The sequence below is a fragment of the Pseudomonas sp. No.117 genome, assembly GCF_054558395.1.
In genome coordinates this window covers 181,540-194,456 of sequence record NZ_BAAJNP010000008.1, presented here as the reverse complement: position 1 = coordinate 194,456, position 12,917 = coordinate 181,540, and the positions used below count along the sequence as shown (strand labels likewise).

Genomic DNA, 12,917 nt, shown 5'->3' with positions numbered 1-12,917 from the left:
GCGGTCTCCCATACGGTGACGGTTGGTTCGTTATTTCGATACTAATCGAACATAGCATAAACGCCAACCCCCGGTGTATGATTGCTTCATGCGCCCTTTCAAGCACCCCAGTCCTGACGAATTTTCCCTCGAGCGTCTGTTCCATGCGCTCAGCGATCCGGTGCGCCTCGATATCGTCCGCTACCTCGCCCGGGTGGCCGAGGCCACCTGTGGCGAGCTGGACGGCGGCCGTCCCAAGTCCAGCATGTCCCACCACTTCCGCGTGCTGCGTGATGCCGGCCTGGTGCACACGCGCAACGCCGGCACTACGCACATGAACCAGCTGCGCCGCGAGGATCTGGACCTGCGCTTTCCCGGGCTGATGGCGGCCATCCTGGCGCAATCCTCCGAGCCGATTATCAAGGCGGACTGACCGCCCCCACCCGCTCGGTGAGCCGCGGTCCGCGGTTGCCTGGCGAAGCCTGTTGGGTGACCCGACTGCCTATCATCGGCTGGCAACCCGTCTATCCCAAGGCCATGGAACTCGCGGTGGTTTTTTCCGCTCTTCCCGGTATGAAGGTTGCACAAGACATTGGCAGCACAGACGCTGAACGCTGCCGGGAGGTGGGTGATGGGCAAGCATTGGGGAATGGCGACCGCGCTCGCAGGGGTCGCCGCGCTGCTCGCCCTCGTACCCAGCCCTGAACCCGTCGCCGAGGCACGGGGCATCCAGCGGGTCATCGCCTTCGGCGACAGCCTGATGGACTGTGGCACCTTCGGCCATATCTACGCCACCAACCCCGGACGCACCTATCCCCAGGAAATCGCCGACGCCTATGGCATCGAGCTAGGCCCCAACCGCCAGGTCGAGGGCTACGGGCACGACGGCCCGGCCGATCCCGATGGCCTCTGCTACGCCGAAGGGGGCGCGGTGACGGGGAGCTTCACCGAACCGGGCTTCGATCACAGCGAGGCGCCGCTGGCCTTCTCCCAGCAGATCCGCAATTTCGAGATGCAGCACGGTCGCTTTCGCCAGCAGGATCTGGTCCTGGTCCAGATCGGCGGTAATGACATCATCGGTCCCTTCTATGACAAGAAGGTGAAGGCCGCGCTGATGGCCGACGCCCCGCTCCCCCAGGACGTCCGCGAGCACGTCGAAGCCCGCATCCGCCATACGGCGATGAACGAGGTCAAGCTGCTGCGTTATCTGCTCAGCCTGGGCGCCCAGCGCCTGGTGGTGCTCAACAACACCGATTACGGCAAGGCGCCCTACCTGGAGCCCTGGACCCCGGTCCTCGCCGAACGCAACCATGACCTGGTCCGGCTCTACAACGATACCTTGCAAGCCAATCTGCCGGGCAGCGACCGCCTGCTCCTGATCGACGCCTATCGGGTGCTGGAAGAGGTCTATGCGCACTACGGCAACTACGGCTTCAGCCACGCCGAAGGCGATGCCTGCCTGCCCGGACGGGAGTTCTGCGAGCCCGACAGCTACGTCGAGCCCGGTGCCGACCAGGCCTATATCTTCGGCGCCCGCGGCCATTTCGCCAGTCGCACCCACAGCATGCTGGCCCAGGTGGTGCTGGAACGCATCGCCCAGACCTGGCCGGGCAGCGCCGTGCCGGACCGGCCGCTACTGGCCACGGCCAGGGTCGCGAGTGAAACCACCGTCCACTAGTCCGTTGCCCTACCCTGGTGCCGAGCCGCCGGCATACGCACCGCGGCGGAGCAACCCAGGCTAGCTACCGCGATAGGTCGAGTAGCTATAGGGCGATACCAGTAGCGGTACATGGTAGTGCGCGGCCTCATCGGCCAGGCCGAAGCGCAGCACCACGGTGTCGAGAAACGCCGGCTCATCCAAGGTCACGCCGCGCTGCCGATAGTAGTCGCCCACCTCGAATTCCAGCTCGTAGCTGCCCCGCTGGAACCCCTCGTCCCGCAGCAAGGGAGCGTCGGTGCGACCGTCGGCATTGGTCCGTACCTCGCCCAGGGCCTTCCGCGAACCCGCGTCCAGGCGATACAGCCGGACGGTGATACCCGCGCCAGGGCAGCCGCCACTGGTGTCCAGTACATGGGTGGTCAGGTAGCCGGTGGAGGACGGGGCGGACATGGGTGACTCCTTAGCGGGAAAGCCGCCAGCCTAGCAGTTTTTCGCCGCTCGATTGTATACAGCCGACCTCAGGGCCCTCGTTGACCGGGCCGTCCGCTCTCTAACTTAGCAAAGCGCTCAGACCGGTCTGACCAGTTAGGCAGGATTCTTGCTGGTATTCGGCTTGGGTCTTCAAATATTGTATACAAAACCTCTCGACTGCCAGGATGCTCCTCCCATGACCTATCCCCGCGATCTCATCGGCTACGGCGCCCAGCCCCCTCACCCCCGCTGGCCAGGCGATGCCCGCATCGCCCTGTCCTTCGTCCTCAACTACGAGGAGGGTGGCGAACGCAACATCCTGCACGGCGACAAGGAGTCCGAAGCCTTCCTCTCCGAGATGGTGGCGGCCCAACCCCTGCAGGGCGTGCGTAACATGTCCATGGAGTCGCTCTACGAATATGGCAGCCGCGCCGGCGTCTGGCGGATCCTCGAGTTGTTCGCCAAGCACCAGGTACCCCTGACCATCTTCGCCGTGGCCATGGCCGCCGAGCGCCATCCCGACGTCATCCGCGCCATGGTCCAGGCCGGTCACGAAATCTGTAGCCACGGCTATCGCTGGATCGACTACCAGTACCTGGACGAAGCCGAGGAGCGTGCCCATCTGCAGCGCGCCATCGAGATCCTCACCGAGCTGACCGGTGAGCGCCCCCTGGGCTGGTACACCGGCCGCACCGGCCCCAACACCCGGCGCCTGGTGATGGAGGAAGGTGGCTTCCTCTACGACAGCGACACCTACGACGACGACCTGCCCTACTGGGAGCCCGACACCCCGACCGGCAAGCCGCATCTGGTGATCCCCTACACCCTGGACACCAACGACATGAGATTCACCCAGGTCCAGGGTTTCCACACCGCCGAGCAATTCTTCCAGTACCTCAAGGACGCCTTCGACACCCTCTACGAAGAAGGCGCCACCGCGCCCAAGATGCTCTCCATCGGCCTGCACTGCCGGCTGATCGGTCGCCCCGGCCGCCTGGTAGGCCTCAAGCGCTTCCTGGAGTATGCCCAGAGCCACGAGCGCGTCTGGTTCGCCCGCCGGGTGGATATCGCCCGCCACTGGCACAAGGAGCATCCACCGGCATGAGCACCTTCCAGACCGTCACGCCCAGCCAGCTGGACCGCGCCGCCTTCGTCGCGGCCTTCGGCGGCATCTACGAGCACTCCGCCTGGGTCGCCGAGCGCGCCTTCGACCAGGGCCAGCCCTTGCCAGATGCCATCGAGGCCCTGCACCAGCGGCTGTCCGCCCAGGTCGCCCGGGCCAGCCAGGCCGAGCAACTGGCACTGATCCAGGCCCACCCGGATCTCGCCGGCCGCGCCGCCCTGGCCGGCGAGCTGACCGCCGCCAGCACCAGCGAGCAGGCCGGCGCCGGCCTCGACCAGTGCACGCCGGACGAACTGGCCCGCTTCACCGGCTACAACGACGCCTACCGCGAAAAATTCGGCTTCCCCTTCATCATGGCGGTGAAGGGCAGCAACCGACACCTGATCCTCGCGGCCTTCGAGGAGCGCCTGCCCAACACCCCGGAGCAGGAATTCCAGCGCGCCCTCGCCGAGATCGACCGCATCGCCCTCTTCCGTCTCCAGACCCTCTGACCTCAGTCCGCACACGAGCCCCTCATGAAACGCACCTACGCCGCCCCCTTCGAGAAATACCTCAACCTCGCCGACGCCCGCCTCGGCACCCGCGTCATCAGCGTCTCCGACGACTGGTTCGCCGCCGCCGATCGCATGCTCCAGCCCCACGAGCCGGAGTGGAAGGAAGGCGTCTACGACGACAACGGCAAGTGGATGGATGGCTGGGAATCGCGCCGCAAGAGGTTCGAAGGCTATGACCATGCGGTGATCCGCCTGGGCGTGCCCGGCTCGATCAAGGGCGTCGACATCGACACCCGCTGGTTCACCGGCAACTACCCGCCGTCCGCCTCCCTGGAAGCCTGCTTCTGCCCCGAGGGTGATCCGGCCGCCGATACCGCCTGGACCGAGGTCCTGCCGGCCATCGAGATGCAGGGCAACAGCCATCACTACCATGCCATCAGCGACGATCGCCCCTGGACCCACCTGCGCCTGAACATCTATCCCGATGGCGGCGTGGCGCGCCTGCGGGTCTACGGCATTCCCCATCGCGACTGGTCGGCGCAGGCCGAGGACGAGGTGCTGGACCTGGCCGCGGCCCTCAACGGCGGTCGCGCCCTGGCCTGCAACGATGAGCACTATGGGCGCATGAGCAACATCCTTAACCCGGGCCGCGCCGCCAGCATGGCCGATGGCTGGGAAACCGCTCGCCGCCGTACCCCCGGCAACGACTGGGTAATCATCGCCCTGGGCCATGCCGGCATCGTCGAGGAAATCCTGGTCGACACCCTGCACTTCAAGGGCAACTACCCGGACAGCTGCCAGATCCAGGGCGCCTATGTGCGCGGCGGCACCGACGGCCAGATCGAGACCCAGAGCCTGTTCTGGAAGGAACTGCTGCCGCCGCAGAAGCTGCAGATGCACCAGGAACACAGCTTCCGCGAGCAGGTGCGCGACCTCGGCCCCATCACCCATGTGCGCCTGAACATCTTCCCCGACGGGGGTGTCAGCCGCCTGCGGCTGTTCGGCAAGGTCGCGCGGGGCCAGGCATGACCTGGCAACTCACCATCGAGCCGCTGACCGCCGAGGGCTTCGCGCCCTTCGGCGACGTCATCGAGACCGAAGGCCGCGACTGGTTTCCGATCAACAATGGCTCGACCCAGAGATTCCATGCCCTGGCTCGGGTTGAGACCGGTCCGGCCGATGGCGCGGCGATCATCAGTATCTTCCGCGCCCGCCGGCTGGAATACCCGCTGACCATCACCATGCTCGAACGCCATCCCCATGGCAGCCAGGCCTTCGTGCCGCTACGCGGCGAGCCCTTCTTGGTGGTGGTGGCGCCACCCGGGCCGCAACCGGACGCCCGGTCGATCCGGGTGTTTCGTACCGACGGGCAACAGGGCATCAACTACCGCGCGGGGGTCTGGCACCATCCGGTGCTGGCCCTGCGCGACGAGGACGAATTCCTCATCGTCGACCGCGCCGGTACCCTGCCCAATTGCGACGAGCACTTTTTCGCCGCGGACGAGACCCCGACCCTGGCGCTCTAGGGATTGGCCGGTGCGCGCCGCAGCTGCTTGCGCAGTAGGCGTGCACTGTCCAGGCAGACCCAGGCCACCGCCAGCCAGATCGGCCCATAGGTCCAGATCGCTCCCGCCGGCAGTTGTTCACCGAGGACGTAGAGGGCCACGAACACCAGCAGTGCCGGCTCGACGTAGCTGAGGATGCCGAACAGGCTCAGTGGCAACATCCGGCTGGACGCCAGCATGGCGGCGAAGGCGATGGCACTGAGCAACCCCAGCCCGGGCAACAGCGCCCAGAGCCAGGGCGCCTGCTGCAAGGCCTGGCTCGGCGAGAACCACTGCAGGGCGAGCAACGCGAACGGCAGCAGGCAGCACATCTCCAGCACGAAGCCGGACAAGGCATCCACCGCCATCCACCGGCGCAGCACGAAGTACGGCGGATAGCCCACCACCGGCAGCAGGCTGACCCAGGACAGCGCCCCGGTCACCCAGACCTCGTTGATCACCCCCAGCAGGGCACAGGCCACTGCCAGCCGCTGCAGCGGCCGCAGACGCTCGCCATAGACCAGCCGCCCGGTCAGGACGATGGCCAGCGGCAGCAAGAAGTAACCCAGCGACATGGCCATGGCCTCGCCATTCATGGTCGCCCAGACGAACACCCACCACTGGATGCCCATCAGCAGCGCCGCCGCCGGGATCGCCAGGCACAACCGGGGTTCGCGTACCAGTCGCTGAAGCGTGGCCCACAACGCCTTGCCCTCGCGCAGCAGTACCACCAGCAGCAACACCATGGGCAGCGACCAGACCACCCGCAGGGCCACCACCTGCAGGCCGTCCAGCGGCGCCAGCCAGGCGAAGTACACCGGCATCAGGGCGAACAGCACCGACGACAGCACGGAAAGGCCCAGTCCCCTGCCCGACAGCACACTCATGCTCGGCGCCCCTGACGATTGATGACCAACGACAGCAGGATGATGCCGCCACCCAGCAACAGCCTAGGCAGATCGGCCGGGTGCTGCCAGATCAGCAGGCTGACCAGCAGTCCGGCCGGCACATGGGCCTCGTTCATGATCGCCAGGGTCCCGCCGTTGACGCGCAGCGAACCGAGGGTCCACCAGTAGAGGCCGAGGGCCGTGGCGAACACGCCCATCCACAGCAGCACGCCCCACTGCAGGCCAGTGCTGGGCAGCCGCGCCGGATTGCCGAACAGCAGGAAGGACAGCGCCGCCACCAGCAGGGCGCCGAGAAAGAACAGGCCGAAATAGCGGTGCAGCGCACCCTGGCCGGCGTAGGCATGGCCCAGGTGCTTGCACAGCACCTGGCCGGCGGCGAACGTCAGGTTGGCCACCTGCAGCAACAAGAAGCCCAGCAGGTAGTCACCGGTCAGCGGCTGGAAGCGGATCAGCGCGGCGCCGCCTACCGCCACCACGGCCGCCAGCAGCGACCAGAGGCGCAAGCGGCGCTGCCAGGCGTCGTCGAGCAGCGTCACATAGATGGGCGTGAGCACCGTGAACAGCAGCACCTCCGGTACCGTCAACACGGCGAAGCTGCGGTACAGGCAGAGGTAGGTGATGCCGAATTGCAGGGCCCCCGCCGCCATCAGGCCCAGTGCGAAGCGTCCCGGCACGCCGCGCCAGCGGGTGAAGGGCAGGAACAGCACGAAGGCGATGGCCACGCGGACCAGGACGGCGAAGTCGCTGTCCACCCGACCGGCGAGATATTCGCCGATCAGGCTGAAGGAAAACGCCCAGATGAGGGTGACGAGCAAGAGATAGGGCATGGCGGCGGCGCACGAAAAAGGTGCGCGACCTTAACGTGCCCGCCGCCCGAGGAAAAGCCCTGCCGCCGCCCGACTCAGCGGGTGGCGTTCATCCCGGACGGATCACCGCCGGTGAGCGCGGCCACCGACTGGTTGGCCTGCAGGACATTGTCCGCGCCCGAGACCAGGGTCTTGGGCTCGGCGACGCCGGCCGCCCGCGACCAGTAGACCTGCTGGTTGGAGCCACCGACCGCGATGTCGGCCTGGCTGAGCAGGGTCAGGCGGGCCTTGGCGCCGTAGCCATAGGCATCGACCTTGGCCAGGCCTTCACCACCGCGCACATTGGCCTGCACCTGCTGGTAGCCACCACCGATGCTGAGGTTCTCGACCGCACCCTTGACCGTGGTGACGCTACCCAGGCCGTGGATGCTCAGGGTCCGGGCGCTGTCGACCACCAGCCGGTGGTGACTGCCGTAGACCGATACCTCACCGCACTGACCTTTCAGGGTCAGGGTATTGCCCTCGCCGGACAGGGACACGTCCTGGCCATGGCAGTCGACGGTTCGAGTGATGTTCATGCCCTCGATCTCGAGGGGCTCGCCGGCCGCCGACGCCTGCTCCTCGGCATGGACCAACAGGGGAGCGACGAGCAGACAGCAACCCAGCAACGCCTTGAATGACGACATGGAGACTCCTTGTCTTGCCTAGAGTGGGAAAACTCATCGGCAGGCTTTGAGCGGCGCGCCCGCCGGATATTTGGCCCGCCGGAGGACATTTTTTAAGGCCGTGATGGACACCGCGTTTTGCCATTGGGCGCTCAGGCTCTAACATGCGCCCTTTCGCGGTCATAGAGCGCTCGATGAAGACTCCTCGCGTTTCCCTCGATCAGTGGCGAACCCTGCAGGCGGTCGTGGACCACGGCGGCTATGCCCAGGCCGCCGAGGTCCTGCACCGCTCCCAGTCCTCGGTCAGCTATACCGTCGCCCGCATGCAGGAACAGCTCGGGGTCCCGCTGCTGCGCCTGGAAGGTAGGCGCGCCGTCCTGACCGACGCCGGCGCGGTACTCCTGCGCCGCTCGCGGCGCCTGGTGCAGCAGGCGAGCCAGCTCGAGGAACTCGCCTACCACATGGAACAGGGGTGGGAATCCGAGGTACGCCTGGTGGTCGACGCCGCCTACCCGACCCGGCCGCTGCTGCTCTGCCTGCGCGAATTCATGCCCCAGAGCCGAGGCTGCCGGATACGTCTGCGCGAAGAGGTGCTGTCCGGCGTGGAAGAAGCCCTGCTGGACGGCTCGGCGGACCTGGCGATCACCGGCCTGGTGATCGCCGAACACCTCGGCGCTTCCCTGGGCACGGTGGAATTCGTTGCCGTCGCCCATCCCGAGCATCCCCTGCACCTGTTGCGGCGCACCCTGGTGACCGCCGATCTGGAAGAACAACTGCAGATCGTCATCCGCGACAGCGGCCGCGCCCAACCGCGGGACACCGGCTGGCTGGCCGCGGAACAGCGCTGGACGGTGGGCAGCATCAGCACCGCGGCCACCTTCCTGCGCGACGGCCTGGGCTTCGCCTGGCTGCCGCGAGACGCCATCCAGACCGATCTCGACGCCGGCCTGCTCAAGCCGCTGCCGCTGGAACAGGGGGCGCACCGCTTCCATCCCTTCCAGCTGTACAAGACCCGCCAGCACGAACTCGGCCCGGCGTCGCAGATCCTCATGAGCCTTTTGCGCAAGCACGCCCTGCCGCGCTGACCGTGGCGGGGCGTCGGCCGGATTGCTATCGTTCGCCAGTCGTCTCTGCCCACTGAAGGATCCACCATGTTCAAAGCCCTGCTTGCCGCCTGCGCCCTCCTCGTCGCCTCCACCACCTGGGCCGCGGACAATCCGCACGTGCTCATCAGCACCAACAAGGGGGATATCGAGGTCGAGCTGGATGCGACCAAGGCACCGGTCAGCACCCAGAACTTCCTGGGCTACGTCGACAGCGGCTTCTACAAGGGCACCCTGTTCCACCGGGTCATCCCCGGCTTCATGATCCAGGGTGGCGGCTACACCCGCGACATGCAGGAAAAGCGCACCAAGGCACCGATCAAGAACGAGGCCGACAACGGCCTGAAGAACCTGCGCGGCACCCTGGCCATGGCCCGCACCTCGGACGTCAACTCCGCCACCAGCCAGTTCTTCATCAACGTCGAGAACAATGCCTTCCTCGACCATGGCTCGCGGGATTTCGGCTACGCCGTGTTCGGCAAGGTGGTACGCGGCATGGAGGTCGTTGACCAGATCGCCGGCGTTCAGACCACCCGCCAGGGGATGCTGCGCGACATTCCCCGTGAACCGGTCATGATTCTCGCTGCCAAACGCCTGTAAGAGACTGTTCATGGGCGCGCGGGCTGGCGCCGAACCAGACGAAAATGCCCGAAGGAGCTAATCGGACTCGCGCTCGAGGTCGCCCAGGGTAACTGGGCGTCCCGCCGGGCGCTGAGCTTCCCGGGCATTTCAATCCTGGCTTGGCTGACGCGCCGCGGATCCTGGACAGGCTCTGAATCGACCCGTCCCACTGGGCCATCCCCCAGCGGTCGTCCAGTCCAAGTGGCGCGGTCCCTCCTCTCGGCGACGCGAGACCCTGTCTCCCCTCTACAAGGACCCCGCATGATCTTTCGCCGCTTCGAACGCATCATCGATGCGTTTCGGGAAGCTCCCGACGAAATGCCGCCCACCGGCGTCGGTGCCTTCTATCTGCATTTCCTCAAGCAGGCCTGGCCGGCCTTCGCCCTGCTGCTGGTAGTAGGCCTGATCGGCGCCCTGGTCGAGGTCGCCCTATTCAATTTCATCGGCCAGATCGTCGACCTGGCCGGCAGCGCGCCCAACAGCACGGTGTTCTTCCAGGAGCACGGTGGCATCCTGATCTGGATGGCCGTCGTCACCCTGGTCATCCGCCCGCTGTTCATTAGCCTGCACGACCTGCTGGTGCACCAGACCATCACCCCCAGCCTGACCACCCTGATCCGCTGGCAGAACCATCGCTACGTGCTCAAGCAGAGCCTGGGCTTCTTCCACAGCGACTTCGCCGGGCGCATCTCGAACCGCATCATGCAGACCGGCGTCTCGCTGCGCGATTCGGCGGTGCAGGCGGTGGATGCCATCTGGCACGTGCTGATCTTCGCCGTCACCTCGCTGATCCTATTCGCCCAGGCCGACGTCTGGCTGATGGTGCCGCTGATCCTCTGGATCATCGGCTACGTGATCGCGCTCTGGTACTTCGTGCCCCAGACCAAGGAGCGCTCGGCCATTGCCTCGGAAGCCCGTTCGCAACTGTCCGGACGGATCGTCGACGGCTACACCAACATCTCCACGCTCAAGCTGTTCTCCCATTCGGCGCAGGAAGAGCAGTACGCCCGCCAGGCCATGGAAGAGCAGACGGAAAAAGCCGAGAGCGCGGCCCGCCTGATCACCGCCATGGGGGTGACCATCAGCATCCTCAGCGGCTTCCTCATCGCCGGTACCACGGGCCTGGCGCTGTGGCTCTGGCACCAGGGCATCATCAGCGTCGGCGCCATCGCCCTGGCCACCGGCCTGGTGATTCGGATCAACAGCATGTCCGGCTGGATCATGTGGGTGGTCAACGGCATCTTCGAGAACATCGGCATGGTGCAGGACGGCATGAGCACCATCGCCAAGCCGCGCCAGGTCGGCGACGCCCCGGATGCCAAGCCGCTGCAGGTGAGCCGTGGCGCCGTGCTGTTCGAGGACATCCACTTCCACTACGGCAAGGGCGCCGGCATCATCGAAGGCCTCACCCTCGACGTGGCCCCCGGCGAGAAGATCGGTCTGGTCGGCCCCTCGGGCGCCGGCAAGTCGACGCTGATCAACGTGCTCCTGCGCCTCTACGACCTGGAGGGCGGCCGCATCCTGGTCGACGGCCAGGACATCGCGCAGGTCACCCAGGAAAGCCTGAGATGCCAGATCGGCGTGGTCACCCAGGACACCTCGCTGCTGCACCGCTCGATCCGCGAGAACCTGCTCTACGGCCGCCCCGAAGCCACCGATGAAGAACTGCACGCCGCCCTGCGCAAGGCCAAGGCCGACGACTTCATCGCCCGCATCACCGACGCCCATGGCCGTACCGGCCTGGACGCCCAGGTGGGTGAGCGCGGCGTCAAGCTCTCCGGCGGCCAGCGCCAGCGCATCGCCATCGCCCGCACCCTGCTCAAGGATGCGCCCATCCTGCTCTTGGACGAAGCCACCTCGGCCCTCGACTCCGAGGTGGAAGCGGCTATCCAGGAAAGCCTAGAAACCCTGATGGAAGGCAAGACGGTGATCGCCATCGCCCACCGGCTGTCGACCATCTCGCGCATGGACCGCCTGGTAGTCATGGAGCGTGGCCAGATCGTCGAGATGGGCTCCCATGACGAACTGCTCGCCTACAACGGCCTCTATGCCCGCCTATGGCGCCACCAGACCGGCGGTTTCGTCGGTCATGGCGTACCGGGCAGGCAGCGGGTGCGCAGCAGCTCCAGTTGACGCTCCTGGTCCAGGCCCGGATAGAAGCCCTGGATCTTCTGCAGGCCACCCAGCCAGCTGCGCCGCTCCACCACGCACTCGAACACCGGGCAGGCCGCCTGCCCGGCCTTGCCGCAGTCGCGGTAATACGTCAGCCGCTGGCTCTTCTGCGCCGAGCCCTGGAAGGAACCGGGGCGATCCTGCAGCACATAGAAGTCGATGTCGGCGGCGCCGCGATGGTTTTCCCACTGGAACGCCAGGGTGCTGGGGTAGAACAGCACCAGCAGCAGCGCCAGCAGCAGCCAGACGATGGCCGCCGTCACCGGTAGCGGCAGCCGGGCGCGAAAGCGCTGGCCACCCCGGATGATCAAGGCGGTGACCACCGTGACCAGCGCCAGGGCGATGCACAGCGACGGCAACCCGGTGATGACCTGGCCAGCCACGCCGATGTCCAGCCCACTGGGCGAAGGCACCGTCCGATAGCCGATCTCCAGCCGCTCCCAGCCCACGCGATTACCGATCAGGCCAGCGAGGCCGAAGGCGACGGCCAGGCCCACCAGGGCCCAGAAGGTACGAGGATTCGAGGTGCGCATGGGCAGACGTCCGGACAAAGACCGGGAGACTGCCTAAGCCGGCCGGCGAAGGCAAATCAGAATTTTCTCCCTTGGCCGGCCTCTATTGCAGGTCACGTCCCCAGGAGGTCCCCATGCCGATCGAGCTCGCCCACGCCGTCCACATCGTCGAACAGGCCTTTCTGCCGCTGCGCGGCGAGGTCCGCGAGGATCCCAGCGATGCCAGCTTTTCCTTGGCGGTGACCGATGGCAGCCAGGTCCTGGCCTCGGTCGCCCACGTCGCCCGCAGCCAGTACAGCCACGCCGGCCATCTCGCCGCCCTGATCGAGCAGACGCGCCTGGAGTTGGCGCGTGACGGCCACCGTCTGGCGCCCTGGTCGATGCCCGGCTAGCGACCCGGACCGCCGACTCCGCGGCAAGGTTCGGCAAGGCGGTGTCGAGCTGGTAGACTGCCGCCCCGCAGCCGCCACACACCGTGGCCCAACGCGAGTGGTTATCGTGGAAATTTTCAAAGAATTCATTTTCGAAGCCGCACACTTCCTGCCCAATGTCCCGGCGGGTCACAAGTGTGGACGCCTCCATGGGCATTCCTTCAAGGTAGGCCTGCACATCGAAGGCGCGGTCGATCCCCATACCGGCTGGGTACGGGACTTCGCCGACATCAAGGCCGCCTTCAAACCCCTCTACGAGCGTCTCGACCATCACTACCTGAACGACATCCCGGGGCTCGAGAACCCCACCAGCGAAGTGCTCGCCCGCTGGATCTGGCAGCAACTCAAGCCCCAGCTGCCCGAGCTCAGCCAGGTTCGCGTGCATGAGACCTGCACCTGTGGCTGCATCTACCGCGGCGACTAAATCG

The 12,917-nt window shown here is 66.4% G+C and carries 16 protein-coding genes; 11 read left to right on the top strand and 5 right to left on the bottom strand.

Annotation, left to right across the window (positions count from 1 at the left end; all coding sequences use genetic code 11):
- Nucleotides 1-88 precede the first annotated feature (88 nt).
- Nucleotides 89-412: an ArsR/SmtB family transcription factor gene (locus ACYJP6_RS20145; protein ID WP_459477218.1), complete on the top strand. Its 324-nt coding sequence runs from the start codon at nucleotides 89-91 to the stop codon at nucleotides 410-412.
- A gap of 216 nt (nucleotides 413-628) precedes the next feature.
- Nucleotides 629-1,657 (top strand): SGNH/GDSL hydrolase family protein, encoded by a 1,029-nt coding sequence (locus ACYJP6_RS20140; RefSeq protein ID WP_459477216.1) that lies wholly within the window; start codon nucleotides 629-631, stop codon nucleotides 1,655-1,657.
- A 60-nt stretch (nucleotides 1,658-1,717) separates the two neighbouring features.
- On the opposite strand, the gene uraH is transcribed toward ACYJP6_RS20140, so the two are convergent.
- Entirely contained in the window at nucleotides 1,718-2,089 is a 372-nt protein-coding gene (gene uraH / locus ACYJP6_RS20135; protein ID WP_459477214.1) for a hydroxyisourate hydrolase, read from the bottom strand.
- Between the two features lie 217 nt (nucleotides 2,090-2,306).
- Here uraH and puuE point away from each other — a divergent pair, with 217 nt between their 5' ends.
- From puuE to ACYJP6_RS20115, 4 genes are read left to right on the top strand one after another with little or no spacing between them, the layout of a single operon-like run.
- Nucleotides 2,307-3,215, top strand: coding sequence for an allantoinase PuuE (gene puuE, locus ACYJP6_RS20130; protein WP_459477213.1), 909 nt, complete (start codon nucleotides 2,307-2,309; stop codon nucleotides 3,213-3,215).
- Nucleotides 3,212-3,724, top strand: a complete 513-nt coding sequence (uraD, locus tag ACYJP6_RS20125) for a 2-oxo-4-hydroxy-4-carboxy-5-ureidoimidazoline decarboxylase (protein WP_459477211.1) — start codon at nucleotides 3,212-3,214, stop codon at nucleotides 3,722-3,724. Before puuE ends, uraD begins: the two co-directional genes overlap by 4 nt.
- Before the next feature lie 24 nt (nucleotides 3,725-3,748).
- Nucleotides 3,749-4,756: an allantoicase gene (gene alc / locus ACYJP6_RS20120; RefSeq protein WP_459477209.1), complete on the top strand. Its 1,008-nt coding sequence runs from the start codon at nucleotides 3,749-3,751 to the stop codon at nucleotides 4,754-4,756.
- Entirely contained in the window at nucleotides 4,753-5,253 is a 501-nt protein-coding gene (locus ACYJP6_RS20115; RefSeq protein WP_459477207.1) for an ureidoglycolate lyase, read from the top strand. Before alc ends, ACYJP6_RS20115 begins: the two co-directional genes overlap by 4 nt.
- Here the strand turns inward: ACYJP6_RS20115 and rarD are convergent.
- The 3 genes from rarD to ACYJP6_RS20100 form a co-directional block, all read right to left on the bottom strand.
- Entirely contained in the window at nucleotides 5,250-6,158 is a 909-nt protein-coding gene (rarD, locus tag ACYJP6_RS20110; protein ID WP_459477205.1) for an EamA family transporter RarD, read from the bottom strand. The genes ACYJP6_RS20115 and rarD overlap by 4 nt on opposite strands.
- A complete protein-coding gene (locus ACYJP6_RS20105; protein WP_459477203.1) occupies nucleotides 6,155-7,006 on the bottom strand; it encodes an EamA family transporter in 852 nt (283 codons plus the stop codon). Before ACYJP6_RS20105 ends, rarD begins: the two co-directional genes overlap by 4 nt.
- Before the next feature lie 74 nt (nucleotides 7,007-7,080).
- Nucleotides 7,081-7,671, bottom strand: a complete 591-nt coding sequence (locus ACYJP6_RS20100) for a DUF3060 domain-containing protein (RefSeq protein ID WP_459477201.1) — start codon at nucleotides 7,669-7,671, stop codon at nucleotides 7,081-7,083.
- A 173-nt stretch (nucleotides 7,672-7,844) separates the two neighbouring features.
- Here ACYJP6_RS20100 and ACYJP6_RS20095 point away from each other — a divergent pair, with 173 nt between their 5' ends.
- The 3 genes from ACYJP6_RS20095 (at nucleotide 7,845) to ACYJP6_RS20085 (ending at nucleotide 11,507) form a co-directional block, all read left to right on the top strand.
- Nucleotides 7,845-8,735 carry a LysR family transcriptional regulator gene (locus ACYJP6_RS20095; RefSeq protein WP_459477199.1) on the top strand — a complete coding sequence of 297 codons (891 nt, stop codon included), beginning with the start codon at nucleotides 7,845-7,847 and terminating at the stop codon, nucleotides 8,733-8,735.
- 66 nt (nucleotides 8,736-8,801) lie between these two features.
- Nucleotides 8,802-9,353 carry a peptidylprolyl isomerase gene (locus ACYJP6_RS20090; RefSeq protein WP_145008972.1) on the top strand — a complete coding sequence of 184 codons (552 nt, stop codon included), beginning with the start codon at nucleotides 8,802-8,804 and terminating at the stop codon, nucleotides 9,351-9,353.
- Nucleotides 9,354-9,635: 282 nt separating this feature from the next.
- Nucleotides 9,636-11,507 carry an ABC transporter ATP-binding protein gene (locus ACYJP6_RS20085; protein ID WP_459477196.1) on the top strand — a complete coding sequence of 624 codons (1,872 nt, stop codon included), beginning with the start codon at nucleotides 9,636-9,638 and terminating at the stop codon, nucleotides 11,505-11,507.
- On the opposite strand, the gene ACYJP6_RS20080 is transcribed toward ACYJP6_RS20085, so the two are convergent.
- On the bottom strand, nucleotides 11,462-12,079 hold the full coding sequence (locus ACYJP6_RS20080; protein ID WP_459477194.1) for a hypothetical protein: 618 nt from the start codon (nucleotides 12,077-12,079) through the stop codon (nucleotides 11,462-11,464). The genes ACYJP6_RS20085 and ACYJP6_RS20080 overlap by 46 nt on opposite strands.
- A gap of 113 nt (nucleotides 12,080-12,192) precedes the next feature.
- Here ACYJP6_RS20080 and ACYJP6_RS20075 point away from each other — a divergent pair, with 113 nt between their 5' ends.
- Complete coding sequence (locus ACYJP6_RS20075) at nucleotides 12,193-12,450, top strand: DUF1652 domain-containing protein (protein WP_145008975.1); 258 nt, start codon at nucleotides 12,193-12,195, stop codon at nucleotides 12,448-12,450.
- 106 nt (nucleotides 12,451-12,556) lie between these two features.
- Complete coding sequence (gene queD / locus ACYJP6_RS20070) at nucleotides 12,557-12,913, top strand: 6-carboxytetrahydropterin synthase QueD (RefSeq protein WP_144959173.1); 357 nt, start codon at nucleotides 12,557-12,559, stop codon at nucleotides 12,911-12,913.
- Nucleotides 12,914-12,917 lie beyond the last annotated feature (4 nt).